A 25579-nucleotide genomic window follows, 5' to 3' on the forward strand; every position below is an offset into this window, starting at 1 on the left:
ATCCCCCTGTTCAGTGCCTGTTAATCATTTTTATCAATGAATTCTTTATTTTCTGCCGATATTTTTTTCCTGACTTTTGTTTTTTTAATCGCATCAATAATCAGTTTTTTCACTTCAAGCACTCGATTTCTCATCCCTCTAAATGCTTTATCATCCAATGACTCTCTCACGGGATAATCTTCCATCTGGTATTTCTTACGGTCCCCGTGTTCATCCACATAAGATACCTCTGCATTACCATATTTAGCAGCCAGCAGAAGCTGTGCTTTTGCTGTTTTCGGAAGATCTGTCATTAAAGATTTATCAAAACTTTTATAATTTGATTCCCACTTGCCAACTCTAAGATCCTTTAACTCTTGCTCATATTCTTTACTTAACTGCATTTCAGCTGCATCATCAAATGCGTCAGAGTTAGAAAAAGACACAATCCCAGAATAACGCTTATAACCTTTCTTTGGTTCCTCTAAGAACGTACGAATTGAATCACCAGAAGTAAGCTCATCAATTTCAAGACTATGCTCTTTAAAATTTTTAACAGCATGAACCGAAATTGTTTTTTTCAATGCATTAATTAAAGGATTTCTTGAAGGTAAACCTTTATCATCATGAATTGCTAATACATGAGTATAAGGATCAAAAACAAACTCAAAATCAAAACGTCGGCTACTTGTATTTCCTTTAGAACGGAACTCTGTTTCACCACTATTAGTATTGACAAGCTCATTTACATCATCAAATTTCAGAAAGGAACCGTAAACTACCTTCCGAGCACCATCAGAACCAGCATATTCGAATTCAGAAACAGAAAATGGAGCAAAAAACATATCACCACGAAGTGGTACTGCTATGCTACTTAGCTTAAGTTTACGTTTTTTGGCATCCTGAACCAAATCTCCCATAGATTTAAATAACTTACAATACCCTTCATAGCCGATCTCTTTAACACCTACTTCAATGGGCAACATCTGGATGTTATAAAATTTGTAAATAGCCATATTCTTCGTCCTCTGAAATAAAAGCCCTAATGTAACCTTCATTTGTATGGCTATTCAAGAATCAGCACCCCAAAGAATGATGCCCGTATAGATATTAACAACAACACTGTACAAATGTACAGTTAAATCATCAATCGTTATATTCTTATTTAGAATAAATAAATATATAATATAACAAATAGGAATATTTGAAATTAACTTACTGCTCCAATACCAAATAAGGAAATCCGGAAAGCAACAGGGTAGCAGAAAGCCTAATAAAAACGATAAAGTGGTGCTATACCAGCATTATTCCGCAACCGGACAGTCAGATAGCGGTGATGAACCAGACGGTAGCGGCCAGCCATTACAATGGATATCATCCGTACAATATGCTGGGATACCACTCACAACGGGAATGCATACACAGGAAGTCATCGCAACCGTGAGGGAGAAAAGGCATCTGGATATTTAGGACCAAGTTCACAGAATTGACTGAGCCACATAACCTTAGATGTTCTATGGTGAGCAGTATCTTCAGATATCCGAAACATACCAAAATTCATATCATAAAAGGATCAACCCAAATATTTAGTTAGGGCTGAGAAGAAGCGATTCAGGTGTGTCCCCATTATGTCCCAAAGAGAAAGAATAAGGGGAAATAGTTATTTAATAACAAATAGTTATGCATGTGAAAATTAACTATAGGGGGGTATGGTATATGATCTGCTATGTTATTGCAAAACAAAGAAAATTGTTTTATTTCATAAAGTTATACAAATGGCATTTCGAACGTAAATAGACATAACAGGTATTTTTTGTGTCCCCAAATCCGGGCCCGGAAGCGGGAAACGCTCAATAGCAGCACTCAGAATAGTATTCATACCATATGATGGCCTGCAGTTGGTGTGTATAGTGTGTATAAACTAACTATTGGATAGCGACCAGGAGGGAGCCTGAAGAGCCCCGCATCCCAGAAAAGACATGAAGCCAGGAACGCTCCGTCAGATCCTGAAGAATGCGAAGCTAAAATGATCAGAAAGATGCACCGGCATTATTCACACAGGAGTAGATATGTTATATCCCGCATTCGTTGAGGTTGATAAAGACGGTACCGCCAGTGGCTGGTTTCCTGACGTCCCGGGATGCCTGTTCGCCGGTGACAATATGGAAGCCGCGTTTGCCGATGCCCGCAGCGCCATAGATGCACACTTTGAGTTGCTGAGTGAAAAGGATCTGCCCATTCCCGGGGCTCACCCTATGGAAGAGCATGTTGTGAGTGATCCGGGCACTTATACCGGTGGCCGCTGGTTATACGTCGACGTCAACATAGATAAGTTCGATGGCCGCGCTGAACGCATCAACATAACCCTTCCCCATCGTCTTCTTGAACATATTGATTCAACGGTTAAGCACAAACCAGAATACGGCAGCCGCAGCGCCTTTCTTGCCGTTGCCGCAAGGAATGAACTCCACAAATCGGATTGAGCGCCCCGGCAGAGGCGGCTATAGATCTCGCCCTATGGCAATATCATTTAGCCTCCCATCATCAATGACGGGGTCTGTACCCACGGCGAAATGGATCAGATGGCGGTCACCATTCTGTCTGTCGTCGCGCAGGCTGAACGGCAGAAAATACTGGAGTGCGCCAATGAAGGCAGATTTCGCAGCAACTTCGTATTGCTCGCTCCACGTTTATAAAATCATCATGGAGTGAGTTTAAATTTTTGCATTAATTGGTTCCTCGAATTTTTAAAGCTATAAGAATTTATTTTACCCAATTCATTTTCCCATAAGGGGTTTACTTTAATGTAATCCACAAGCGTTTGTATCTCATCATCGGAACTTCTCCGATCATTATTTTTTGCAGACTCCTGACTGTACTGACAGGGAAGCACTGCTGAAAAGTTATATCCAATTCTCATACTGATATACTCATAAATAGATTTAGTGGGATAGTTTCTATCGTAATCTATTGTTGAGGCCATAAAAAAACGCTAATATGCTCCCCCCCGTGGTTATGTCCGGGAGATTTACGATCAAGCGCATATGGAGAACTGACTTTTGGATATCACTATCAGCGCTGCGCAAGCTAATCATTATTCGTCACTCCGCGCCATTGAATTAGCCGCTTTTGAAACACTTCGTGAGGCAGGTGCAGTGACAGGCCAGGCTGTAGCAAATAGCCTGAAGGATTTTGATGATTTCAGTCGCAACGGTTTACTGCTTAGCGCCTTTACGCCAGATGCAATCCCTGTAGGATTTATAGCTGGCAACATCGAAGACATATGGCTTCACATTGCTGAAATTGATGTACATCCAGACTGGCAGCGCAAAGGCATTGGCAGATTATTGATGCAGGCTATCCTCTCTTCCGGGCAGCAACGTGGCCTGGCCGGTGCCACACTCACAACGGATAACATAGCAGCCTTTAATTCTGAAATTTACGCCACACTGGGTTTTGAGATTGTGGAAGGCCCGTCGTGCCCGCCCCACCTGATAAGCAAGAAAGCTGAAGAGATAAAAATGGGCTTCAACCCGGCGCGGCGCGTGGCTATGCGATTAAACTTTTAAAAATAGCGTTGCATCGGCCCGTTGAATTTTCAGTTATTCAGAGAATGACGTTTGCAGATAACCCATTAGCACATCCTCTGATATGCCCGCTAGATTTAGCGTATTTTATCGATTTACCTTTCCGCGACGATAATTCTGTTTTCATGTTGTCAGCGAGATCTGCTATAAAAATCGCATCTGATATTTAATCCAACAATTCATCACTACAAAGATCCCCAATGAAAACAGCATGGAACTCATTACATCTTGGTGTAACTCATTTTTTACTGTTCTATATAGCAATATTTCTTGTCACTCCCGGGGAAACGCCACTGTATCCCATGGTTATCTGGTCAGGGATGATCATATTTAGCGGGCTAATAGTACAATTCTATTTAAATAAAACAATACGAAATAAATCTGCTGGCCGCCTTCGGAAAAACCATAAAAAAACGCAAAAGATAGCGTTAATTTCAGCACTCCTGTTTTTGATAAGTTGTGTTTCCTTTAAATTATCAAATTATATCAGCATTATGATCCCCGGCGTATTGATGTTTATGACAGCAATATCAATAATATGCACCATCATCTATCATATAAAATCAATCGATAACAAAGAAAAAACCATAGCCACAAGAGTAAAGCTGGTGGTTAAGTATTCATGGATCATTGTGTCATTGATTTCATACTACCTCGCCCGCTCACTAACATCTAACTCATGGGATATTCACTTTGATAGCACATCTAACAAACTCACAACGGTAGTCACAGCGTTAATAATCATTTTTATTTTCTACTATGCCATTTACTTTATTTTTATTGCTTTATTGTACTTTGTCACCCTACACAAGAAAAATATAAAGAAAAAAACGTCTGTCGACAGTAACCACTCAATATCAATTTTCGCCCCACTATTTATCATCGGATATATCTCATTTATTGCATTTAACGTGCAGACGCTTAATGTCATCAAGTTTGGCTTCGGGTTTTCCATAAAATATGATACGCGCGATACTTTCTTTTGCAGCGATAGATATATGTTACTTAACAAGCATCCCGATGCCCGCTTTATGTTTATCTCTGAAGGAAACTATCGCGCATTAATACCACATAATGATGATTATTATGTCTCACGTTTAACTTGCACAAAGAGTGAACCTTTTTATTCTTTAATTAGCGTAGTGGAGAAAAAAGACATCATATTAGCGGCGTTGAAAGCGCGATCAGAAGTATTTTCCAGCGACGTAAAGGCGATAATATCCGGTGACGCGCATCATTTCCGTAAATTTTCTGTTTCTGATACAAGCTCATGATCCGCTGTCCTGATGAGACTGCCCGCCACCCTGCAGGATGGCGGATAACCGCAGCTGGCAGCAGTATGCCGGGCGCAGGCTGAAACAGTAAAGCACCGATAAGCCAGAAGGATTTTACTTCCTCAGAGAATAGGGAAAAATGTGCATCATATTAGCGGCCAGTGGATATACCCCCAGACCCCGGGTCGTACTTTTTAGTTTATCTAACGTCGCATTCTCTTCAGGCACTTTACCGCCCCACACTGTCACGCCCTCAGGTATATCTGCCGGACGATTTTCATTCTCACAGGTGATCTCAATTGTTTCGCCATTGCTGAACGTGATAATCAGCGATGATACGTCCAGATGTTGTGTTACCCCATGTTCATTTTTAGCGTCTACTTTCATGAAATCTCTCTTGTGCTCTTGTATGTCATCCGTTCCGGAGGTGCAACGACATGATATCGTCATCCAAACGGTGGTGATTTCTGGTATCAATTACCATCATCTCCCGGAAAGATAAACGCGTTTTTTACCTTTGCGCGGGATGATAATGAAATTAACAGCACAGACAGCCCCTCTTATGTCGTCACACCTGGCGGCCGGTTGCGCCTCTGGTCCGGGAAAATACCGTACCATTATGGACAGCGTTACAGCGGAAAAAGTCAGCCGGATTATCCGCTCGGATGTCATCCCCTATTCAGGTGAAAAACACACAGATATTATCCACCGCGTGTCATCGGCCTTCCCCGGGACACCTTACCTGGCGGATTCCCTCACCGGCGGGCCGGACACCCCCGAAGCGCTGGTTGCTAACTTTAACGGCGTGGACTGCTTTACCCTGATAGATTACGTCGAGGCCCTGGCCCGCAGCCATGATGAGAAATCATTTCTGCACCATCTGGTGCAGGTTCGCTACGTTGAAGGAAATGTAGACTACCTCAGCCGCCGGCATTTCTTTTCTGACTGGTTTGCCACCACGCCGCATAACGCCCGGGACGTGACACCGGATATCAGCCCTGACTGCACCGTTGCGGACAAACACCTGAACCGCAAGACGGATGGCGGTGAGTACATCCCGGGTCTGGGCACCCATCCCCGCACACTCAATTACATTCCCGGAAAAGCCATCAGCCCGCAGATGCTGGGCCAGTTGCAAAGCGGTGATTATGTCGGCGTGTACTCGCCACTTGCAGGCCTGGACGTTTCCCATGTGGGTATCGTTATCCACTATGACGGGCAGATATGGTTCAGAAACGCCTCCTCGCTGGACGCAAACAGAAGCGTGGTGGATTCGCCGTTCCTGGAATATATGCGCGCGAAACCGGGTATCGTCGTGCTGCGGGCGGAGTAAACAAAAAAATCCACGCAATCGCGTGGATTTTTCTGAGTTACCGGTTACCAGGGGTAGTAAATATGCTCCGCCTGTTCACGTGCTGGCCCGTCGTCGCCGGTCAGGCGTGCCGCCACCGTAAACGCAAAATCAAATACCCGGCCAAGCCCCCGGCCGCTGATAAGATTCCTGTCCTCCACCACGTGGGCATCCACATACACCCCGTCTGTCACCTGCTGCCAGAGATCGCCGGAGCAGACATAACGCCGCCCGTTCAGAAGCCCGTTGCCGCCCAGTACCCGTGCTGCCGCCGAGCAGATCGGGCAGATCAGCCGCTGCTGCCCGTCGTGGCGGCGCACAAACTCAATCACCTGCCCGTTACGGGCCAGGTTCATGCTGCCTTCCGGCCCGCCGGGCAGGATCAGGGCGTCAAACGTCAGATCCAGGCTTTCGGCGAGTGTTGCGTCTGCCAGTACCGGGATCCCGTGATAGCTGGTGACCTCACGCGTACCGGCGCAGGAGAGGGTCTGCACCCGGATATCCAGACGCCGTAAAATATCGATAACCACCATGGCCTCCCCCTCTTCAAACCCCGGGGCGAGCAGAACGGCTGCCGTTTTCATAAACACTCCTTAGCGTGAGATTACCAGTAGGGGAACCAGGTCTGGCGCAGGCGCGTCAGCGCCTCCAGATAGAAGTAGTCACCCCAGCTACAGCACTGATCCACACCCTTACCGCTGGCCATGTGGTATACCGAGTGCTGCAGCAGCCCTTCGGTCGGGTCGTCATCCTTCGCCAGATAGTTATCCGTCAGCGAGCTGACAATCCGCAGCGCCATCTCCTCATAGTGCGCCCGGTGCGGATCCAGGGCCGGCAGCGCGTTCACCAGCTCCAGCAGGCCACAGGCGGCAATGGCCGCAGCGGAGCTGTCGCGCACGGCATCGGTGCCCAGCAGCGCCAGATCCCAGTGGCACACGTCATCCTCGGGCAGACGGTTGAGGAAATAGTGCGCCAGGCTGCGCGACAGCTCCACCAGGGATTTGTCCCCGGTATAGCGGTAGCTGAGCAGGAAACCATAGATCCCCCAGGCCTGCCCGCGGGACCAGCAGGAGGTATCGCTATACCCCTGGTGGGTATTACCAAAGCGCGGCTCGCCGGTCGTGATGTCCATATAATAGGTGTGGTATGTGGAGGCATCCGGCCGCACGATATACTTCGCCGCCTGCTGCACATGGGCAACCGCCGCCTGCCGGTAACGCACATCGCCGGTCTGTTCGCTGGCCCAGTAGAGCAGCGGCAGGTTCATATTGCAGTCGATAATCATGCGCCCCTGCTGCTCAGGATCGTTTAAATCCCCCCAGGCCTGGATAATGCCCGCCACCGGGTTAAAGCGCTCCATCAGTTGATCCGCCGCCTGCAGGGCAGAGTTGCGGGCTTCCTGGTTGCCGGTCAGCCGCCAGGCGTTAACGCAGGAGAGCGTATACAGAAAGCCGAGATCGTGATTCGCGGTATCAATGCGCCGGGTAATGCGCCGGGCAAACGACGGCAGATAACGCTCGGCAGCGGCCCGGTATTTATCATCACCGGTCATCTCCCAGGCCAGCCACAGCTGACCGGGCCAGAAGCTGGTGGTCCACTCTACGTTATCGGTACGGGGCCAGACACCGTTTTCACAGGCCTCCCCCGGGAACTTATCGCCAAACGCCACGATATTTTTATCCAGCTTACGGGTCACCCGCGCCAGGGCTTCGTCAAGTTTCTGGCGCACTGCCAGCCGGTCTGTCTGGTATAACTCAACAGGGCGAAGGGCTTCGGTAATTACTGCACTGGTCATAACAACTCCTGAATTATTGTCTGGCCGGTTCAACCGGGGTGGTATCCCGCACCGGGGAAAATGCATCTGACTCGTCACGGGTAGCTTTACAGCGCGACAAGGTAAAAGCGGAAATCAGCGTAAATAACAGGGCACAGCAGCCCATCAGCAAATAGGTATGTTCGAAGCCGATTTTGTCGTAGAGGTAACCCGCAGGCGGCGCCACCACAATGGAGCCCACATAGATCATCGCCTGGTAGCCCAGCAAATACATGGTGGCGTTTACGCGCTTATCGAAATGCTCGGCAATATATTTGAAGACCGAAATCAGCAGCAGGGCTATCTCTACCCCGTACAGCGGCTTGATAATGGAGATCATCACCGGGTCGCTGGTCAGCCCGCAGGCAATCAGCCGCGCCCCCACCACACAGCCGCACAGCAGCAGGCCGCGTTTGGCCCCATAGCGGTTAACCAGCCAGGGCACTGACATCATCATCAGAAATTCCATGCCCGACTGAACCGTGCTCAGGTAGCCATACCAGGCATTGCCCTGCTCGGTCGTGGAGAAAAACGACACGAAGTAGCGCGGGAACTGCTGCTCGGCGATAAACATCATCCATGCCACCCCGGCCACATACAGGCTGAACATCCAGAACTTGCGGTTTTTCAGCAGCATAATCACGTCCGCGAAGATGATTTTATCGTCAGAAATCACGTCGTTATTACGCAACTGCACAGCGCCAATTTTCAGGCTGATTAACACCCCCAGCATCAGCAGTGAGGTCACGCTGCTGAGCACGAAATTAGCCATCGGGGTCAGGTTAAACAGAACCCCGGAAATGGACGCCGCCGCCGCCCAGCCCAGGGAGCCCCACATACGAATGCGGCCAAATTCCAGCCCGTACAGGCGGCTGAAGCGATCCGTATAGGACTCCGCCCCTGCCACCCCGGCATACCATCCCAGGCTCAGATACATCGCGCCGATAATAATGCCCGCCATGGCGTAACTCTGCAGCAGCGGCTGGTAGACAAAGATAAAAAACGGCGCCATCAGAGCCGAAACCGCGCACACAAAATAGAGCAGCCATTTGCTCATCCCTATTTTGTCCATGATGTAGCCATACACCGGCTTTAAGATCACCGCGAACACGCCGTTGATCGCAAACACGCTGCCGATGGTCATGCTGTCCAGCCCCACTTTCTGGCTGAGCCACAGGGCATACAGCCCAAAACTGGATGACCAGGTGAAGAAATAAAGGAAAATAAACAGGCTCATTTTGTACTGTGCGCCACGCACAGAGGATGACGCATTCATGGGCAGATCTCCGGCAATAAGCTGAGTGATTTTTCAGTACCATCCACCAGGATGCGGATGCGCATATCATCAATAACCACCTGCGGGCAGTGCCCGGGGGCAAAGTCTGCGGTGTCGCCCGCCCAGACCGCGCTGACTAAAACATGCGCCCCCGGCGTAAGCTCACCACGCAGCACCGGCACAACGGCCCGCCCGGCAAACATCAGGTTGCTGTTCGGCGGCGTGAGTACCCTCTCGCCGGTACGGGGGGTGTCGCTCAGGCAAATAATGGTCGACAGGTCCGTGTCGCTGTTCAGCCGGCAGCCCCCTGGCTGGTCGGGGGTTTGCAGCTGCGGCTGGTAAAGCAGGCTAAATCCCCCTCTGCCGTATCCAGATGGCGGGCGCTCTCAATGCGGTGAACGCGCACCTGCCAGGTGCCCAGCACCAGCAGCCAGGTATCGATCACCACGTCATGCCACGGCCGCCAGCGGCTGTAGATAGTCTCGTCTGAGGTCACCACCTGTTCACAGTCCCGGCGCCCACGCCAGTAGTTGTCTTTTTCTGCCAGCAGCAGTGTGGAATCCACCGCCGCGTGGGCCAGGCCGTAGCGCCCGCGCTCACAGGTGAAGCCATAGCGGCTGGAATAGGCAAACTTGCAGTATTTCGCCTCGGTATTGACGAAGTTATTCAGCTCCAGCTGGCCTGATGTCAGCATCCATAAATGGCCGGGCTGATGGACCAGGATCTGATCTGCCAGGGGGATACTGTGGTGATCCGCAAGGGTCGGCAGCGGCAGTTCGGTGGCCTGCCAGAACGGGTCATCCTCTGCCAGTGCCAGCACCAGCATGGTTTTCAGACCCCAGTACGGAGAGCCTGGCCCGTTATAATCTTCCGCCATCACCAGGTTCGGGTAGCTGTAGCCGACACTTAAAATGCCATCCCGGTCAAAGATCGGCTGTGCCAGCCACCAGCGCAGGTGGCGCAGTACCAGGCCTTTCACCACCCCGGGGGAGAACACCTCCAGCCCGGAAAAGGCCACTGCACTCCAGAAAGCGGCCTGGGCAAAGCGGTAGGTCAGGCTGCGGCCAAAAGGAATGGCTGAGCCGTCATCAGCAAAGAAATGGATAAAATCCGTGGCAAATTGCGCAGACCGCTGGCGCAACAGGGCACAGCGGGTGGGATCCACATCCGCCATCAGGCGGGCGTAAATCAGCCCGTAGAAATGGAACCCCATGGAAATGTAGTAATCGCGGGGCCGTCCCGGGCCGTCTGAATACCAGCCATCCCCCAGGTAATAGTGCTCCATGGCGGCAAAGTGGCGCTCCAGCGCCTCACGGTTAACCGGCATCCCCGCATGGTGGAAACCCACCTGCACCAGGATCGGGAAAAAGTGCCAGTTATTATCCGGTATGGCCTGATCCTCACTCTGTTTTAACCAGCGCCAGAGGTTCTCCTGTTCACCCGGCGTAAAGTGAGCCAGCACCTTATCACCGGCCAGGGATAGCAGCAGGCCAAAGGCGGCCATTTCCACAATCTGCTGATCATAAGGCACCACCTCGCCCCAGTAGTCCGCATGTTGCGGATCGGTGCCGTGTTTAATGGCCTGCAGGTAAAACGCAAACTGCGGTGGCTCGTCCCCGCCAGCCAGCAGCGGCGTGGCGCCCCATAACAGACGGGAGAAGGTTTCCATTGCCGCCACATGTTGCCCGTAGTGGGCAGTAAAATTACCGAGATCAATCCGGCTAACATTATTTTTAAAATAAGGGGTTACCGCATTAAGCATCTCGCTGACCAGTTCCCGGAGATCGTTTCGGGTACGTAGCGGATTTACTAAATCAATGTTTTCAGGTTGCACAAGGTCCTCCCGTCAGAATACGAGAACAGATAAGTGATTGTTATTTATGATTTATAGTAATAACGATGCTCTACGGGACATAGAGTATCCGCTTTTATTCTGCAGGCTGAGTGAGCAAACTCACAAATTTAAACCGCTATTTCATTTCGCTGCTGTTTTTGCGTGTCAGGCATGGGTAAATTACAAACCATGGCGTAAAAATTTAAAATTATTGCACTCCCTGAGGAGCAAAGCATGATGAGCACACCGCAATTACTGGAACGCATCACCCTGGATAAACGGACCATGTCGTTTAACCGTATGCGTACCACCAGCGCCATTTATTACCACTGGCACCAGTGTGTCGAGCTGCTGTATATCTCCAGCGGTTACGGCATTGTGGTGGTGGATAATCAGCACTATACCGCCCGCCCGGGGCGGTTATTTGTCTTCCCGCCCTTCCGGCTGCACAAAGTGCATGTTGACCATAATGAAAAAAACCCTTACCACCGCACCACCATGCATATTGAACAGCCGGAAGTTGAACACGCCCTGCGCGACTTCCCGCGCCATCAGGCCCGGTTTTCCGCCCTTGCCGCCAGCCATCTTCCGGCCCAGGTGTATGATTTAAGCGAGCATGGCCCGTTTATGGAGCGGATCCTGAGCCAGTTTGCCGACCGGGAGCACAGGGAGGATATTCCCGCCAGTGAAGTGGCCTTTCTGGTGATGCAGATTATGGCGTTTTTACCCGATCAGCCGGAGCCCGGCCTCCCGCCCCAGCGCAGCGTGGCCTCGCGGATAATGAACTGGATAGAAGAGCACTACACCCGCAAATTCTCGCTGGATGACCTGTCTGCGGCATTAGGGTTGTCGCGCAGCTACACGTCGCGGGTCTTCCGCCAGCAAACCGGCGGCGGTATCCATGAATATTTGCTGACCCGGCGGATAAAACGCAGCTGCGAGCTGCTGCGCACCAGCGGCGACAATATCGATGAGATAGCACTGGCGGTCGGTTTCAGTGAAGCCACCTATTTTATTACCTGCTTTCGCAAAATAATGGGAATGACGCCGCTGCAATATCGCAAAGCCACCCGGGAACAGGGTACTCATCAGGCGGCGGACCAGGCCGACAGATAATCACGCCGGCAATAAGTTAGTAATCCTCATAAATATCACCCGTTCCACCCCTTCCCCCGGGTTTTTCGGGGGATAAAAACCCCCTGCTGCCTGCGGCCCCTTTTCATCTTATCGCCCGGGTAAATACCCCGCTTTTACGCAAAATGACGTATTACTAATACTAAAATCGCAGAAATACGCTGAAAATTTAGCCAAAAACAGGCATTGCAATCGGTTGCGCGCGCATAAGATAAAAACGTCATTTACTGTGACGAATGCCGGATAATATAAAAATAAAACATTATTTTACTTTTATGCTATTTTTTAAATACCGCCCCTTAACTGTTATTTTTTCAATTAGTTTTCTGATCTGCGATATTGATAAACTATGTCTGTGCGGGGCAAGTGGCTCCGGATATGGCGGAGGAAAGAATGGAATTGCACGCAATGCTCAATCGTTTTTTTGAACAGGTCAGAAGCAATGCTGATTTTCCTTCTTTTATCACCGAGCTTCGGCGCAATGATATCTCTTACTACATCTATTTTGTCGCCACCGGCAACGTTAAAATAGTCACCACATCCGATACCTATATGTCGGTAAAAACCCACCGCGGGCTGATAAAGATCAACCAGGCCGCCTGCTCACGGCTGGTAAGGATTGTCTCCCGGCGCCATTTCTCAGGTAAAACAACCTACGATCAATACTGTAAAGAGCTTGCCAAAGCCGGGGTCTTTAAATGGGTGGTGGATGTGAATGAGCAGATGCGTCATTACTGGTCAAAGGACAATCAGCTACTGCACTCAGAGCAGATAATCATGTCCCGCCCGGGCGAATAGCTCAAAATGTTCATCGTGTGAAATAGTAACCATATAAACTATATCCCGTAGATACAATGTCTGCATCACTGAGAGATATGTTTTTTTTCTACCCGGGGCTCCCGGGTATTTTTTTATCTGCGCTCTGCCCTTATCCCCGCCGGGTACAGCGGCGAAACTGCATCCCCTGCCCGTCTTTATTATCCGCAAGGCTCGCCAGCTCCAGCTGGGTCAGGATCAGCTGGCAACGGGCCGGGCTGAACCCGGTAGCGCGCGCAATATCATCAATATGGGTCCATTTCCTGGCATGCAGAAAGCCAAGGACGGCCGTAGCAACATCAGTCATTCCCTGCTCGTTGAACATCTCATCCTCCTTCTGGTGGTCAGTTAATCATCGCGGGCGTGGCGCAATAACATATGGCACAAAAATCAGCTGCCTGCCATGGGATAGATACCCGGATATCTCACTGGCCGGAAAGCTGCGGCTGCAGCCAGCGGCCGGTCTCTGCCGCCAGTTGCCCGCTGGCCTCAGCAAATGCGCGCACCGCCCCCGCTGTGCCGCTCCCGGCGGCAATGGGCCGGGTAATGATAAAACGGCGGCTGGCGAGCAGACTCCCGCTCTTCGCCTCGCTCAGATACAGCCAGATATCAATCTTTACCCGGCCCGGGGTTTGCGAATAGTCGCCTTCAAAAACCGCCAGCTGGCCGGACAGCCGGAACTGTGCCGGCAGGCGCTGCTCATCGGTTATCACCGTGCCGCTACAGTGCTGGCTTTGCAGTGCCTGCGCCAGCGCATCACGCAACAGTAACGGCGCGCGATCCTGCCAGCGGGCACCCTGATACACCATCAGTTCATGCTGTTCATTGCGTACCGCTATCCGGTCGCTGTCCAGAAAATGGCTGGTGCGCGGCGCGGTCACTTTTAAGGTGGTGCCGGGCTGCGGCTGCAGGCACAACGCCTGAGTGTCGCTGACAGCCAGCCCGTAACGCTGTACCGGCGGTGGCTGTTTGACCAGGGTGCATCCTGCCAGCGCCAGCATACTCAGCGCGGTAAGCGATCGGTACAGGGGGCCTTTCATTGTGGCGTATACTCCTTGTAAGTCTCCCCGTTCAGTAAATAACTGCCGGGGTTGTCTTCCATTTTATGGCCTATCCCGGCAAGAATTTGCAGGGTGTAGCGCATCTCCTGTAGTAACGGCGCGAACTCGCCAAACCCGGACAGCCCGCTGTTAATGGCGCCCTGGTTGTTTTTAATCAGCTCCCGGAATGTCAGGCTGCTCTCTTCCAGCGCCCCCAGTGCACGGTCGGTCTTACGAAATAAGGCGTGGCTTTGCCCGTCTGCCCGGGCCAGCAGCTGGTTAAGATGCAGGCTGGCGCCCATCACATTGTTGAGGATCTCGCTCATTTTTTGATTCTGGTTTTCCAGCGCGTTCGTTGTTTTATCAACATTTTTCAGGATGCTGGCCACATTGTGCATATTCTCTTCAGACAATAGCTGATTAAGCCGGGAGACCATGCCGTTAACATTGCTCATCAGATCGCCGCCGTCCGTCAGTAGCTGGCGCAGCGGCGAAGGGGTCGCCCGGATCACCGCCACCTGCTCCGGGCTGGTTTCCAGCGGCGGGCTGGCCGCACTGCCAAGGCTTAGCTGAATAATCGAGGTGCCGGTGATCCCGTTATAGGCCAGCATGGCCACCGTATCCTGTTTTACCGGGGTATCTGCGGCCACTTTAATTCTGGCCCACACGGTGGCAGGGTCGTTTTTATCCAGCTTCAGGGTGGATACGGTCCCTATCTGGATGCCGCTGTACTCCACCTTACTGCCGTAAGAGAGGCCGCTGACCGTCTCATTAAAGACAATATCGTAATAGTGGTACGCCTCGCGGTTGCTGGCGTGGCTGAGCCACAGCACCGCCAGCAAGCCGCCCGCGAATGTCAGCACCACAAACAGCCCGATAATGACGTAACTGGCGCGTGTCTCCATCTCAGTTCTCCTTCCATGCTGTGGCCGCCATGCGCCCACGCGGCCCGGCAAAATAGTCCTTAATCCAGGGGTTATCCTGGTGCGACACCACCTCAAGGGTATCTGCCACCAGCACTTTTTTGTCGGCCAGTACAGCCACCCTGTCACTCAGCGCATGGAGCGTATCCAGATCGTGGGTCACCAGAAATACCGTTACCCCCAGCGCATCACGCAGTACCGCTATCATGTTGTCGAATGCTGCCGCACTCACCGGATCCAGGCCCGCGGTGGGCTCATCCAGCATCAGGATCTCCGGGCTCAGCGCCAGAGCCCGGGCCATGGCCGCCCGCTTGATCATGCCGCCGGAAAGGGCTGGCGGGTATTTATCCCCCGCATGGGACGGCAACCCGGCCAGCGCCAGATACTGCCGGGCCTGGCGCAGCGCTTCACCATGAGGAAGCCCCGCAAGCTCAGTGAGCGGAAACGCCACGTTTTCCGCCACCGTCAGGGAGCTGTACAGGGCCCCCTTCTGGAACAGCACCCCGAACCGCCTGACCAGCGCCGACCGCTGCGCGGCGGGCAGGCTCAGCATATCCTGCCCGAATACCCGGATCTCCCCGGCCGCAGGCTGAATCAGCCCGACAATGCTGCGCAACAGTACCGATTTCCCGGTGCCGGAGCCGCCGATAACCGAGAGGATCTCACCCCGGCGAACATCCAGATTAAGATCCTGGTGAACCACCTGGGTGCCAAAAATATTCGCCAGCCCGCGAATTTCAATAATATTCTCCGCCATGGCTACCACCCCGCTTCCATAAAAAAGAGGGCGAAAAACGCATCCAGCAAAATCACCATAAAAATAGAGTGCACCACGCTGGTGGTGGTTTTCTCCCCCACCGAGGTTGCGCTCCCCCGTACATTAAACCCCTGCAGGCAGCCAATAATCGCCACGATAAACGCAAATACCGGCGCCTTGCTGATCCCCACATAAAAATGGCGTACGTCGATATTTTCCTGAATCAGTGACAGGATCAGGGCCAGCGGCATATCCAGCGATCCCAGGCAGACCACAATTCCCCCGGCGATACCGCAAATCATGGCGATAAATGTCAGCGCCGGCAGGGCCACCATCATCGCCAGTACCCGGGGCAAGACCAGGATCTCGACCGGATCCAGGCCACTGACTTTTAATGCATCAATCTCTTCACTGGCCTTCATGGCCCCTATCTGGGCCGTATAGGCGCTGGCCGTGCGCCCCGCGACGATTATCGCCGTCAGCAGTACCGCGAACTCGCGCAGAAAGGCAAACACCACCAGGCTCACGGTATAGTGCCCGGCGCCAAAGCGGGTCAGCAAAGAGGCCCCGAGAAACGCAATCACCGCCCCGACCAGAAATGTCAGCAGGGCCACAATCGGGATGGCATTAACCCCGCCGGTTTCGATACCTGCCAGTAGTGGGGTTATCCGCCAGCGGGATGGCCGCCACAGGCTGGCAACCAGTGTTGCCAGCACCTGGCCCATAAAGCTCAGCAGCTCAGTCAGTGCCTGCCAGACACCGGAGGTGGTTTTGCCAATGCCGGACAACCAGGCCAAAAACGGGTTCACCGGTGGGGATGGGGGTAACGCAGGGCTCTCCTTGCGGGCGCGTTCCATCAGCGCCAGCAGGTTATATTGCTGTGCGGGCAGCTGCCCCTGCCAGGAGGTGATATCAGTATTGCCCGGCAGGCGGGTAATCAGGCTGGCGCCGGAGGTGTCCAGGGCGGCCAGGCCATCCGGATGCCAGTGTATACGGGGATACCGCTGCTGTAGCCGGGCTATCTCCTGCTCGATCGCGCGGAAATTTGCCAGTGTCCAGTCACCGGAAAGAGAAATATCGGGCGTGTCCTGCGCCCCGGTAATACGAAAAAACTGAAAACCCGCAGACATCCCTGGCTCCTGCTTATTCCCTGTCAGCACCGCTGTTCCGTCGCTGTCGTATATATAACGAAATGCTCTGGTGAATCTACTCTTCCGCAGGCGGAGATACTTATCAGATAATGCGTCGCCGGATTGTACCGTCCCCCGGCGTACTGATATCTTCGTTATTCAGTGTTTTTGCTATTATCAGTAGTGCACTCGGGCAACCAGGAGAAAAATATGCAACGCATTGCGCTTATCGTGTTATCCAGTCTGGCTCTGAGCGGCCCGGCGCTGGCCAGTAGCCCCTGGGAGGGGATGAAGTTTATGCTGGATAAATCAGTATTAACCGCTGATATCCGGGCCCACTGTAAGACCCCGTCCACCATCAGCGACGAAACGCTGGTTCAGCGGGTATTAGGTAACCCGCAGAATAAAAGTCTGGTGCAGAGCGCGGCGGATTACCGGGATAAAAACGACCTCACCCGTTATAACCAGACGCTGGCGAAAATCCGCTGCCCGATTAACTAACCTGCCCCGCTTCACGGCACCACACCCCGCAAGGGGTGATGGTCAGCTGCGCTTGCCGTTACTCATCATCAGCATAAATATGGCACCTATTGCCGGAGAGAGCAGTGAAAATATACCGGAAACCAGCGCATTACCCTGTGTCAGCCAGAGGGTAAAATGGTTAATGCCCCCCGCCAGAATAAGCATCACCAGTAACGAAGCGATGCCCGCTTTATAGCCGGAAACCGAACCGGTGTAATAGCTGACAGACAATATCGCGATAAGCACTGCAAATAACAGATAAATCATCATCTCCTCCCTGGTTATCATTGCCGGTGAACCTGTCTGCAAATAGCGCGGCTCCATGCCGCTGCTATTTATCATATAGCGTATAACCGACCCCGCAGAGCATGATGGAGATCAAAGTTTATCATCCGGTAAATCCGGTTAAGCACGTGATGATTAATACCGAAATTCAGGCTGTTATTTACGTATGAGAGTTTTGCAAAAGAAGGACGGAATAAAACCCGGTAAGGGGGAAACTGCGGCACTGAAGTTGAGGGAGCGGTTGGTCATCTATACTGATAATTCGCTCAGATACCATCCAGAATAAAATCCAGCGCCCCTTTTACAGTCTGACGATACTCACTGCCATCGCAAAACTCAGCGCCCAGAGCCTTTAACGGGATACTCGCCAGTTCATGCGTCATTAAAGCGTACTGCTTACCATCAATCAGTTCCAGTACGGGATTTAATCGCACCGGACGTACCTCAGGATTTGGATAACGCTCTACAGGTAACAGAGGGATCACAATGCGCGTATTCAATGCGCCAATGATATCGCTCGTCACATCTATGAGTAGAGGGTACAACGAACTTCTTCCGGGATTGCGATAAATGGTAAATTGCATGATTCAGAACGCTCTGTAGTCATCACTGAAGTGCCCATGCTCATCATGGAAGCGGTTAAGCGCTTCCAGCCCTTCCCGATTCTCTTCTTTCCAGCGAGTGGAGGCGTGCTTTTTCAGTTCGGCATCAAGGGCTGCGGCCAGAGTCTGACTCATATTCACCCCGGCAGCACGGGCGGCAGCGATCAAATCGCGCTCCAGCGTGACAGTGACACTCTGAGTAGTACGTTGTTTCATGTCAGGACCTCTCTCTGCTTTCCTGTACGTTCAACTTACACGTATTTTTACACATGGTCTATTCTGGTCGCCTGTATGGACAGGCTGACAGAGTGCCCTGATGCGATCAAAATGACCAATACCAACACAGCTGGCGGTCCCGTTTCTGAAGATAGCTTCAGTATGATGAGACCGCCAGACCACTCAGGACTGCAGGGTTGCCAGGCGGGCCGCAAAACCGACAAATAACATGCCAATCAGGCTGTTGCCCAGTTTTGCCAGTTTTTTACGGGTTTTCACATAGCGGGTCACAAAAGCCCCGGTGAAAATCAGGAAGCTCAGATAGGTAAAGCTCACCATCTCCAGCACCCCGGCGAGGATCATAAATGCCACCCCGGTATGCGGCGCGTGCACATCAATAAACTGCACAAAGAAAGAGACATAAAACAGAATCGCTTTGGGGTTGGTCATGCTCAGGATCAGCGCCCTTTTCAGGGTGGCGCTACGCGGCTCCTGGGCGACATCATGGCCGGCCCCTTTTTTCAGTAAAGTGGCATAGAGGATCTTCGCCCCCAGATAGAGCAGATAAAACGCCCCCAGATAGCGGACGATATTAAACAGCACCGGCGTGGTTTTTATCAGCGTGGCCACCCCGGCCCAGGCGAGAAACATTAACACCGCATCGCCAATAAATACCCCCAGCGCTGCAAGATACCCCTGGCGCACGCCGTGCGTTACGCTGGTTTTCAGCACAAAAAGCGTATTGGGCCCCGGAACCAGGACAATAAAAATTGCGCCTATTACATAGGTCCAGAAATTCAGTACCCCTAAGTCAGAAAACACATTTCCCCCACGTTTATTAACAGTGAACCACCACTCAACCAGAACGGACCATATTACCGCAGTAAACATACGGGTAACAGGCGGTTATCCCCCACGGCCGCCGCCGGGCTGTATCGTACGCGTTACATGGCACTGTACGCCCCCGGCGTTAAAACCACCTGCACATACGCGTTAAGGGCGCTTTTTCGGCATCATGCGCAGCAGCGTATTATCACGCCAGAAATAGTGGTGCGCCAGCGCCGCCGCCGCGTGCAGGCCAATCAGCCAGTAGCCGAGGTTAGCCAGCAACTCATGGTAGCCCTTAAGGGTATCGACCAGGTCAAAATCCGCCTCTGGCGCGTAGGGCATGGCAATACCGAACGGGAACCAGGGCCGGGCGCGGTAATACATCATCACCAGGCCGATAACCGGCAGCGCGATAAACAGCAGGTAGATAGCCAGATGCCCGAGGTGGGCAAAACCGGTCATCATCGCGGAGGGTTTAGGGGTAATCGGCGGCGCCGGTCGTTTCAGGCGCACCAGAAGCCGGGCGACCATCAGAATAAGAATGGCCGATCCGCAGGAAATATGCACCATATTAAACACGGGGCGGTAGCTTCTGGGGAAAAAGCCTCGCAGCTCCATGGCGCAATAGGTCAGAATAACCAGTAAAAATACCAGCCAGTGAATGCCAATTTGTAGTCCCGAATACTTATCCCGCATAGCCGTTTCTGCTCCAGTGTGTGAATCCAGCAAACATTAATGATATTTCATTAAAAATTCATTAACTTTTCACCGGGCTATGCTAAATAGCGTTTCCTGAACAGAAAGTGAACACGCCTTGTCTGGCGGTAGCCTGCCCGGGTGGCAGGCTACCCCACGGCCTCAGGCGCTGATGCTCTCCATCGCCTGCATAATCCGCTTATCAGAGACCGGGTACGCCGTACCCAGCTGCTGGGCAAAGTAGCTGACCCGCAGCTCCTCTATCATCCAGCGGATCGCCTGGACGTCGTCGTCATCCCGGCGGCTGGCCGGTAATTTATGCAGCCAGGGCTGCCACGCCTGCTGCACCTGCTCGATTTTCAGCATCTGGGCCCGATCCCGGTGGGGATCAATGGCCATTTTCTCCAGCCGCTTTTCAATCGCCTGCAGGTAGCGCAGCGTATCGCCAAGGCGCTGATAGCCATTCCCGGTCACAAAACCACGATAGACCAGCCCGTTCATCTGGGCTTTCACGTCGGCCAGCCCCAGGGCCATGGTCATATCCACCCGCCCTTTCAGGCGTTTGTTAATGCTGAAGACCGCCGTCAGGATCCGCTCGACCTGTTGCGCAATATCCACCACCGTGTCGTTGAGGTTTGCGCGCACGATCTCATGCAGCCGGGTAAACCCGGCTTCATCCCAGACCGGGCCGCCTGCGTCGGCGATCAGTTTATCCACCCCGCAGGAGATGCAGTCATCAATAAGATCCAGCACTTTACCGTAAGGGTTAAAGTAGAGCCCCAGTTTGGCTTTGTTGGGCAGCTTCTCATGCAGGTACTTAATGGGCGACGGAATGTTCAGCAGTAGCAGGCGGCGCAATCCGCGCCACATGGCGTGCTGCTGCTCCTGCGGGTTGTCAAACAGGCGGATGGCAACACTCTCTTTTTCATCCACCAGCGCAGGCCAGGCTTTCACCTGGTAGCCACCGCGTTTTTGCTCGTAGTGGTCCGGCAGTGCGCCAAAACTCCAGATATGCAGGCCGCTCTGTTCGATACCGTCGTCAGCAACGGCCGAGATAGTTTGCTGAACTTTCTCTTTCAGGCTGTTTTTCAGCGCCTCCAGCGACGGGCCCTCACTGAGCTTTTTCTGGTGTTCATCCACCACCCGGAAGGTCATTTTCAGGTGTTCAGGCACCTGCTCCCAGTGCCAGTCTTCCCGATCAATAGTCACCCCGCTCATGCGCCGCAGCTCGCGCTCCAGGCTCTCCAGCAGCGGTTGTTCCAGCGGCGTTACCCGCCCGAGCACCGCATCTGCATAGTTGGGGGCCGGGACAAAGTTGCGCCGCACCGGCTTCGGCAGCGATTTAATCAGCGCTATCACCAGCTCCCGGCGCATCCCCGGCACCTGCCATTCAAACCCGGTCTCTTCCACCTGGTTGAGCAGCGGCAGCGGAATATGCACCGTAACCCCGTCGGCATCGGCCCCGGGTTCAAACTGATAGCTGAGGCGCAGCTTCAGGTTCCCCTGATGCCAGAAGTTCGGATAATCCAGCTTGCTGACCTGCTCCGCCCCTTCCCTGATAAGCATACTTTTTTCAAAGCTGAGCAGATCCGGGTTTTCCCTGCTGGCCTTCTTCCACCAGCTGTCAAAATGGCGGGAAGAGACAACATCGTGGTCAATACGCTGATCGTAAAATTCAAACAGCGCCTCGTCATCCACCAGAATATCCCGGCGCCGGGAGCGGTGCTCCAGATCTTCCACTTCCGTGCGCAGCTTCTGGTTATCGCGGAAGAAGGCATGGCGGGTCTGCCAGTCCCCTTCGACCAGGGCGTGGCGGATAAACAGCTCCCGGCACAGGGCGGGATCAATCGTGCTGTAGTTCACCTTGCGGGCCGCCACGATCGGTAACCCGTAGAGGGTGACTTTTTCACTGGCCATCACCGCGCCCTGGGCCCGCTCCCAGTGGGGCTCGCTCCAGCTGCGGCGCAGCAGGTGCTGGGCTACCGGCTCTATCCATTCTGGCTCTATCCGGGCGGCAATACGCCCCCACAGGCGGCTGGTTTCGACCAGCTCCGCCACCATGGTCCATTTGGGCGGCTTTTTAAATAACCCGGAGCCGGGGAAAATCGCAAAGCGCGCATTACGCGCACCGGTATATTCCTGCTTGTCGGTATCTTTCATACCGATATGCGACAAAAGCCCGGTCAGCAGCGCCGTATGCACGGTGCGGAAATCTGCCGCTTCGCTGTTCACCGCAATGCGCAGCTCTTTCACCACCTGGCGGATCTGGGTGTAGATATCCTGCCACTCCCGCACCCGCAGGTAGTTGAGATACTCGGTGCGGCACAGGCGGCGGAACCCATTGGATGAGAGGGCTTTTTGCTGTTCGCCCAGGTAGTTCCACAGATTCACAAAGGCCAGGAAATCTGAATCTTTATCCTGGAAGCGGCGGTGCTTCTCATCGGCGGCTTGCTGCTTCTCCTGCGGGCGCTCCCGGGGATCCTGAATAGACAGGGCCGCGGTGATAATCATCACCTCGCGGACACAGCCATGTTTTTGCGCCTCCAGCACCATGCGTGCCAGGCGGGGATCCACCGGTAACCGGGCCAGCTGGCGCCCGGAGGCGGTCAGCTTATAGCTGCCCTGCTGCTCGTTACTGATAATGGCGCCCAGCTCTTCGAGCAGGCGCACCCCGTCCTGAATATTGCGCTTGTCTGGCGCCTCCACAAACGGGAACGCGGCAATATCCCCCAGCCCCAGGGCGGTCATTTGCAGAATAACCGAGGCCAGGTTAGTGCGCAGGATCTCCGGGTCGGTAAATTCCGGGCGCGATAAAAAGTCATCTTCAGAATAAAGACGGATGCAGATCCCGTCCGACACGCGCCCGCAGCGCCCTTTGCGCTGGTTGGCGGAGGCCTGGGACACGGGTTCGATCGGCAGGCGCTGGACCTTGGTCCGGTAGCTGTAGCGGCTGATACGCGCAGTACCCGGGTCAATCACATATTTAATGCCCGGCACCGTAAGCGAGGTTTCCGCCACGTTTGTGGCCAGCACAATGCGCCGCCCCGTATGGGGCTGGAACACCCGGTTCTGCTCGCTGTTTGACAGCCTTGCATAGAGGGGCAGCACCTCGGTGTGGCGCAGATTCAGTTTGTTCAGGCCATCGGCCGTGTCGCGAATCTCCCGCTCACCGCTCATAAAGATAAGAATATCCCCGGGGGCTTCATGGCCCAGCTCATCCACGGCGTCAAAAATCGCCTGTAGCTGATCGCGGTCCGTATCCTCGGCGTTGTCCACCACCGGGCGGTAGCGCACCTCTACCGGGTACGTGCGCCCGGAGACTTCAATCACCGGGGCGTTATCAAAATGGCGCGAGAAGCGCTGGGGATCAATGGTTGCCGAGGTGATAATAACTTTGAGATCCGGGCGGCGCGGCAGTACCTCTTTCAGGTAGCCGAGCAAGAAATCGATATTCAGGCTGCGTTCGTGGGCCTCATCGATAATTATCGTGTCGTACTGCATCAGCAGGCGATCCTGCTGAATTTCCGCCAGCAGGATCCCGTCGGTCATCAGTTTAACGAGGGTATTTTCCCCCACATGATCATTAAACCGGACTTTATAGCCCACGCAGCCGCCGGGCTCGGTTTCCAGCTCCTGAGCAATGCGGTTCGCCACGGTCCGGGCCGCCAGGCGCCGGGGCTGGGTATGGCCTATCCAGCCTTTGATCCCCCGCCCCAGCTCCATGCAGATTTTCGGCAGCTGTGTGGTTTTACCGGAGCCGGTTTCCCCGGCCACAATCACCACCTGGTGGTCGCGAATGGCCTCCAGAATGGCCTGTTTTTTCTGGCTGACGGGAAGATTATCCGGGTAGGTGATCGCCGGGCGCGACGCTTCGCGCAGGGCGACTCTGGCTGCGGCGGTGTCGATTTCCGCCGTCAGTTCCGCCAGCAGCGCCTGGGCTGCCTGCGGATTTTTCATTTTGCGCACGCCATGCAGGCGTCGGGAAAGCGGCTGCCGGTCGCGCAGCATGAGCGAGTCGAGGCGTGTCTGTAAATCAGACAGTCCGGGGATTTTATTTTCCATATTGATCTTTTGTAACGCGGAACAGTGCCGTCTGGTGTCAGGTAACGTTTTGGTTATTGCACCAGTTTACCACAACGGGGGGTGCCCCGCTTTGTTCAATAAAACTGAACAGAGAATTCGATTTATTAAGCTATCTCTGGCGGGGATATCTGCATAAAGTGATGGCCTTGGCCGGGAAACCGGAGTTATCAACAATGTAAGGAACACCACATGAGCAAAGTACTTGTTCTTAAATCCAGCATCCTGGCAGAACATTCTCAGTCTGGTCAGCTGGCCGATTATTTTGTGCAACAGTGGCGTGAAAAACACAGCGCCGATCAGATAACCGTGCGCGATTTAGCCGCCCAGCCGGTCCCGGTACTGGATGGGGAGCTGGTGGGTGCTCTGCGGCCTTCCGATGCGCCCCTGAGCCAGCGCCAGCAGGAAGCACTGGCCCTGTCCGATGCGCTGATTGAAGAACTCAACGCGCACGATACCATCGTGATTGCCGCCCCGATGTATAACTTCAACATTCCGACTCAGCTGAAAAACTACTTCGATCTGATTGCCCGCGCCGGTGTCACCTTCCGCTACACCGAAAACGGCCCGGAAGGCTTAATCACCGGGAAACGTACTATCATCCTGACCACCCGCGGCGGGATGTATAAAAATACCCCGAAAGATATGGTGTCCCCGTATCTGAACGTGTTCCTGGGCTTTATTGGCCTGACCAGTCCGGAAATCATCTTTGCCGAAGGTATCGCCTATGGCCCGGAAGCAGCAGCTAACGCCCAGGCGGAAGCCAAAGCTGCTATTGATGCGGTGGTTGCGGCCTGATAGCCCTGCCACTCAGGTTATGCCGGGGCCTCCCGGCATAACGGCCTCAGGCGGGTTTGTTCACCACCCCGTCAAACACCAGCCGTTTCCTGTCGGCTTCCGGCTCCTGGAGCGGTTCAACCTGATGCAAACTGGCCTTGCAGCGCACCACCAGGGTCTGGTACTCCCGGGTGCCGCGCACTTTCCATTCCAGCTCCTCTTCACGCAACGGGCGCACTGCCCGGGCCGGGCTGCCTAAAATCAGCTGATTTGCGGCAAACTCCGCAGCGCTCTTCACAAATGAGGCGGCGCCGATAATGCTGTTCTCACCAATCACGGCACCATCCATCACCACGGCATTCATACCCACCAGGGCATTTTTCCCAATCCGGCACCCGTGCAGAATCGCCCCGTGGCCAATATGGCCATCCTGCTCCACCACCGTATCCTGCTGCGGGAAGCCGTGCATCACGCAGTTATCCTGCACATTCGCCCCGTCTTCCACCACTATTCGCCCAAAATCCCCGCGCAGGCAGGCATTGGGGCCAATATAGACCCGGTGGCCGATGATAACATCGCCAATCAGCACCGCTGTCGGGTGAACAAAACTGTCGTGGGGCACAACCGGGGTAAGACCGTCTATCTGATAAACCGGCATA

Annotated in this window: 26 protein-coding genes and 3 pseudogenes; 10 read left to right on the forward strand and 19 right to left on the reverse strand. The window is 53.3% G+C overall.

The genetic code is table 11. The features are described from left to right. Window positions 1-20: 20 nt before the first annotated feature. Window positions 21-995 carry a DUF4747 family protein gene (locus tag EBL_RS10095; protein WP_002443611.1) on the reverse strand — a complete coding sequence of 325 codons (975 nt, stop codon included), beginning with the start codon at window positions 993-995 and terminating at the stop codon, window positions 21-23. A gap of 948 nt (window positions 996-1943) precedes the next feature. On the opposite strand from EBL_RS10095, the pseudogene EBL_RS20945 reads away from it, so the two are divergent. From EBL_RS20945 to EBL_RS10110, 5 genes and pseudogenes are all read left to right on the forward strand, one after another. Beyond that, window positions 1944-2009, forward strand: a pseudogene (locus EBL_RS20945) (type II toxin-antitoxin system HicA family toxin); the annotation flags it as partial. 39 nt (window positions 2010-2048) lie between these two features. Beyond that, window positions 2049-2462, forward strand: coding sequence for a type II toxin-antitoxin system HicB family antitoxin (locus EBL_RS10100; RefSeq protein WP_002443610.1), 414 nt, complete (start codon window positions 2049-2051; stop codon window positions 2460-2462). A 60-nt stretch (window positions 2463-2522) separates the two neighbouring features. Next, window positions 2523-2636: pseudogene (locus tag EBL_RS20950) on the forward strand (recombinase family protein); the annotation flags it as partial. A gap of 402 nt (window positions 2637-3038) precedes the next feature. Further along, window positions 3039-3548: a GNAT family N-acetyltransferase gene (locus EBL_RS10105; protein ID WP_002443608.1), complete on the forward strand. Its 510-nt coding sequence runs from the start codon at window positions 3039-3041 to the stop codon at window positions 3546-3548. 218 nt (window positions 3549-3766) lie between these two features. Further along, window positions 3767-4840, forward strand: coding sequence for a hypothetical protein (locus EBL_RS10110; protein ID WP_002443607.1), 1074 nt, complete (start codon window positions 3767-3769; stop codon window positions 4838-4840). 114 nt (window positions 4841-4954) lie between these two features. Here EBL_RS10110 and EBL_RS10115 read toward each other — a convergent pair whose 3' ends face one another. Beyond that, complete coding sequence (locus EBL_RS10115) at window positions 4955-5227, reverse strand: hypothetical protein (protein ID WP_002443606.1); 273 nt, start codon at window positions 5225-5227, stop codon at window positions 4955-4957. 145 nt (window positions 5228-5372) lie between these two features. Here EBL_RS10115 and EBL_RS10120 point away from each other — a divergent pair, with 145 nt between their 5' ends. Further along, window positions 5373-6173: a DUF1460 domain-containing protein gene (locus EBL_RS10120; protein ID WP_014716044.1), complete on the forward strand. Its 801-nt coding sequence runs from the start codon at window positions 5373-5375 to the stop codon at window positions 6171-6173. A gap of 44 nt (window positions 6174-6217) precedes the next feature. Here EBL_RS10120 and EBL_RS10125 read toward each other — a convergent pair whose 3' ends face one another. From EBL_RS10125 to EBL_RS10145, 5 genes and pseudogenes are all read right to left on the reverse strand, one after another. Beyond that, window positions 6218-6775 carry a DJ-1/PfpI family protein gene (locus EBL_RS10125; RefSeq protein WP_002443604.1) on the reverse strand — a complete coding sequence of 186 codons (558 nt, stop codon included), beginning with the start codon at window positions 6773-6775 and terminating at the stop codon, window positions 6218-6220. 20 nt (window positions 6776-6795) lie between these two features. Further along, window positions 6796-7986, reverse strand: coding sequence for a glycoside hydrolase family 88 protein (locus EBL_RS10130; RefSeq protein WP_002443603.1), 1191 nt, complete (start codon window positions 7984-7986; stop codon window positions 6796-6798). Window positions 7987-7999: 13 nt separating this feature from the next. Then, entirely contained in the window at window positions 8000-9280 is a 1281-nt protein-coding gene (locus tag EBL_RS10135; RefSeq protein WP_002443602.1) for an oligosaccharide MFS transporter, read from the reverse strand. Continuing rightward, window positions 9277-9483 (reverse strand): hypothetical protein, encoded by a 207-nt coding sequence (locus tag EBL_RS20850; protein WP_002443601.1) that lies wholly within the window; start codon window positions 9481-9483, stop codon window positions 9277-9279. The genes EBL_RS10135 and EBL_RS20850 overlap by 4 nt, the downstream gene beginning before the upstream one ends. 134 nt (window positions 9484-9617) lie before the next feature. After that, window positions 9618-11114 (reverse strand): annotated as a pseudogene (locus EBL_RS10145) (DUF2264 domain-containing protein); the annotation flags it as partial. A 237-nt stretch (window positions 11115-11351) separates the two neighbouring features. Here EBL_RS10145 and EBL_RS10150 point away from each other — a divergent pair. Together EBL_RS10150 and EBL_RS10155 are read left to right on the forward strand one after the other, a co-directional pair. Continuing rightward, window positions 11352-12230: an AraC family transcriptional regulator gene (locus EBL_RS10150; protein ID WP_174270566.1), complete on the forward strand. Its 879-nt coding sequence runs from the start codon at window positions 11352-11354 to the stop codon at window positions 12228-12230. A gap of 411 nt (window positions 12231-12641) precedes the next feature. After that, window positions 12642-13046, forward strand: a complete 405-nt coding sequence (locus EBL_RS10155; RefSeq protein ID WP_002443598.1) for a DUF1398 domain-containing protein — start codon at window positions 12642-12644, stop codon at window positions 13044-13046. A 130-nt stretch (window positions 13047-13176) separates the two neighbouring features. Here EBL_RS10155 and EBL_RS10160 read toward each other — a convergent pair whose 3' ends face one another. From EBL_RS10160 to EBL_RS10180, 5 genes are all read right to left on the reverse strand, one after another. Beyond that, window positions 13177-13389 carry a DprA-like winged helix domain-containing protein gene (locus EBL_RS10160; RefSeq protein ID WP_002443597.1) on the reverse strand — a complete coding sequence of 71 codons (213 nt, stop codon included), beginning with the start codon at window positions 13387-13389 and terminating at the stop codon, window positions 13177-13179. A gap of 100 nt (window positions 13390-13489) precedes the next feature. Continuing rightward, window positions 13490-14104, reverse strand: a complete 615-nt coding sequence (locus EBL_RS10165; RefSeq protein ID WP_002443596.1) for an ABC-type transport auxiliary lipoprotein family protein — start codon at window positions 14102-14104, stop codon at window positions 13490-13492. Beyond that, window positions 14101-15009 (reverse strand): MlaD family protein, encoded by a 909-nt coding sequence (locus EBL_RS10170; protein WP_002443595.1) that lies wholly within the window; start codon window positions 15007-15009, stop codon window positions 14101-14103. The genes EBL_RS10165 and EBL_RS10170 overlap by 4 nt, the downstream gene beginning before the upstream one ends. A gap of 1 nt (window position 15010) precedes the next feature. Continuing rightward, the gene (locus EBL_RS10175) at window positions 15011-15784 is read right to left on the reverse strand and encodes an ABC transporter ATP-binding protein (protein ID WP_002443594.1); all 774 of its coding nucleotides are present in this window, start codon (window positions 15782-15784) and stop codon (window positions 15011-15013) included. A gap of 2 nt (window positions 15785-15786) precedes the next feature. Continuing rightward, window positions 15787-16914 (reverse strand): MlaE family ABC transporter permease, encoded by a 1128-nt coding sequence (locus EBL_RS10180; RefSeq protein WP_002443593.1) that lies wholly within the window; start codon window positions 16912-16914, stop codon window positions 15787-15789. Window positions 16915-17124: 210 nt separating this feature from the next. On the opposite strand from EBL_RS10180, the gene EBL_RS10185 reads away from it, so the two are divergent. Beyond that, window positions 17125-17415 carry a YicS family protein gene (locus EBL_RS10185; protein WP_002443592.1) on the forward strand — a complete coding sequence of 97 codons (291 nt, stop codon included), beginning with the start codon at window positions 17125-17127 and terminating at the stop codon, window positions 17413-17415. Between the two features lie 42 nt (window positions 17416-17457). On the opposite strand, the gene EBL_RS10190 is transcribed toward EBL_RS10185, so the two are convergent. From EBL_RS10190 to hrpA, 6 genes are all read right to left on the reverse strand, one after another. Then, complete coding sequence (locus EBL_RS10190; RefSeq protein ID WP_014716045.1) at window positions 17458-17706, reverse strand: YfdY family protein; 249 nt, start codon at window positions 17704-17706, stop codon at window positions 17458-17460. A gap of 281 nt (window positions 17707-17987) precedes the next feature. Beyond that, a complete protein-coding gene (locus EBL_RS10195; protein WP_002443590.1) occupies window positions 17988-18305 on the reverse strand; it encodes a CcdB family protein in 318 nt (105 codons plus the stop codon). A 3-nt stretch (window positions 18306-18308) separates the two neighbouring features. Next, a complete protein-coding gene (locus EBL_RS10200; RefSeq protein ID WP_002443589.1) occupies window positions 18309-18539 on the reverse strand; it encodes a type II toxin-antitoxin system CcdA family antitoxin in 231 nt (76 codons plus the stop codon). Window positions 18540-18722: 183 nt separating this feature from the next. Next, window positions 18723-19361: a leucine efflux protein LeuE gene (gene leuE, locus EBL_RS10205; RefSeq protein ID WP_002443588.1), complete on the reverse strand. Its 639-nt coding sequence runs from the start codon at window positions 19359-19361 to the stop codon at window positions 18723-18725. A 171-nt stretch (window positions 19362-19532) separates the two neighbouring features. Next, window positions 19533-20063, reverse strand: coding sequence for a cytochrome b561 (gene cybB, locus EBL_RS10210; RefSeq protein WP_002443587.1), 531 nt, complete (start codon window positions 20061-20063; stop codon window positions 19533-19535). Window positions 20064-20225: 162 nt separating this feature from the next. Beyond that, complete coding sequence (gene hrpA / locus EBL_RS10215) at window positions 20226-24125, reverse strand: ATP-dependent RNA helicase HrpA (RefSeq protein ID WP_002443586.1); 3900 nt, start codon at window positions 24123-24125, stop codon at window positions 20226-20228. Window positions 24126-24335: 210 nt separating this feature from the next. On the opposite strand from hrpA, the gene EBL_RS10220 reads away from it, so the two are divergent. Beyond that, the gene (locus EBL_RS10220; RefSeq protein ID WP_002443585.1) at window positions 24336-24941 is read left to right on the forward strand and encodes an FMN-dependent NADH-azoreductase; all 606 of its coding nucleotides are present in this window, start codon (window positions 24336-24338) and stop codon (window positions 24939-24941) included. Window positions 24942-24987: 46 nt separating this feature from the next. Here the strand turns inward: EBL_RS10220 and paaY are convergent, their stop codons facing one another. Next, window positions 24988-25578, reverse strand: a complete 591-nt coding sequence (gene paaY, locus EBL_RS10225; protein ID WP_002443583.1) for a phenylacetic acid degradation protein PaaY — start codon at window positions 25576-25578, stop codon at window positions 24988-24990. Between the last annotated feature and the right edge of the window lies 1 nt (window position 25579).

The organism is Shimwellia blattae DSM 4481 = NBRC 105725 (assembly GCF_000262305.1).
GTDB lineage: Bacteria > Pseudomonadota > Gammaproteobacteria > Enterobacterales > Enterobacteriaceae > Shimwellia > Shimwellia blattae.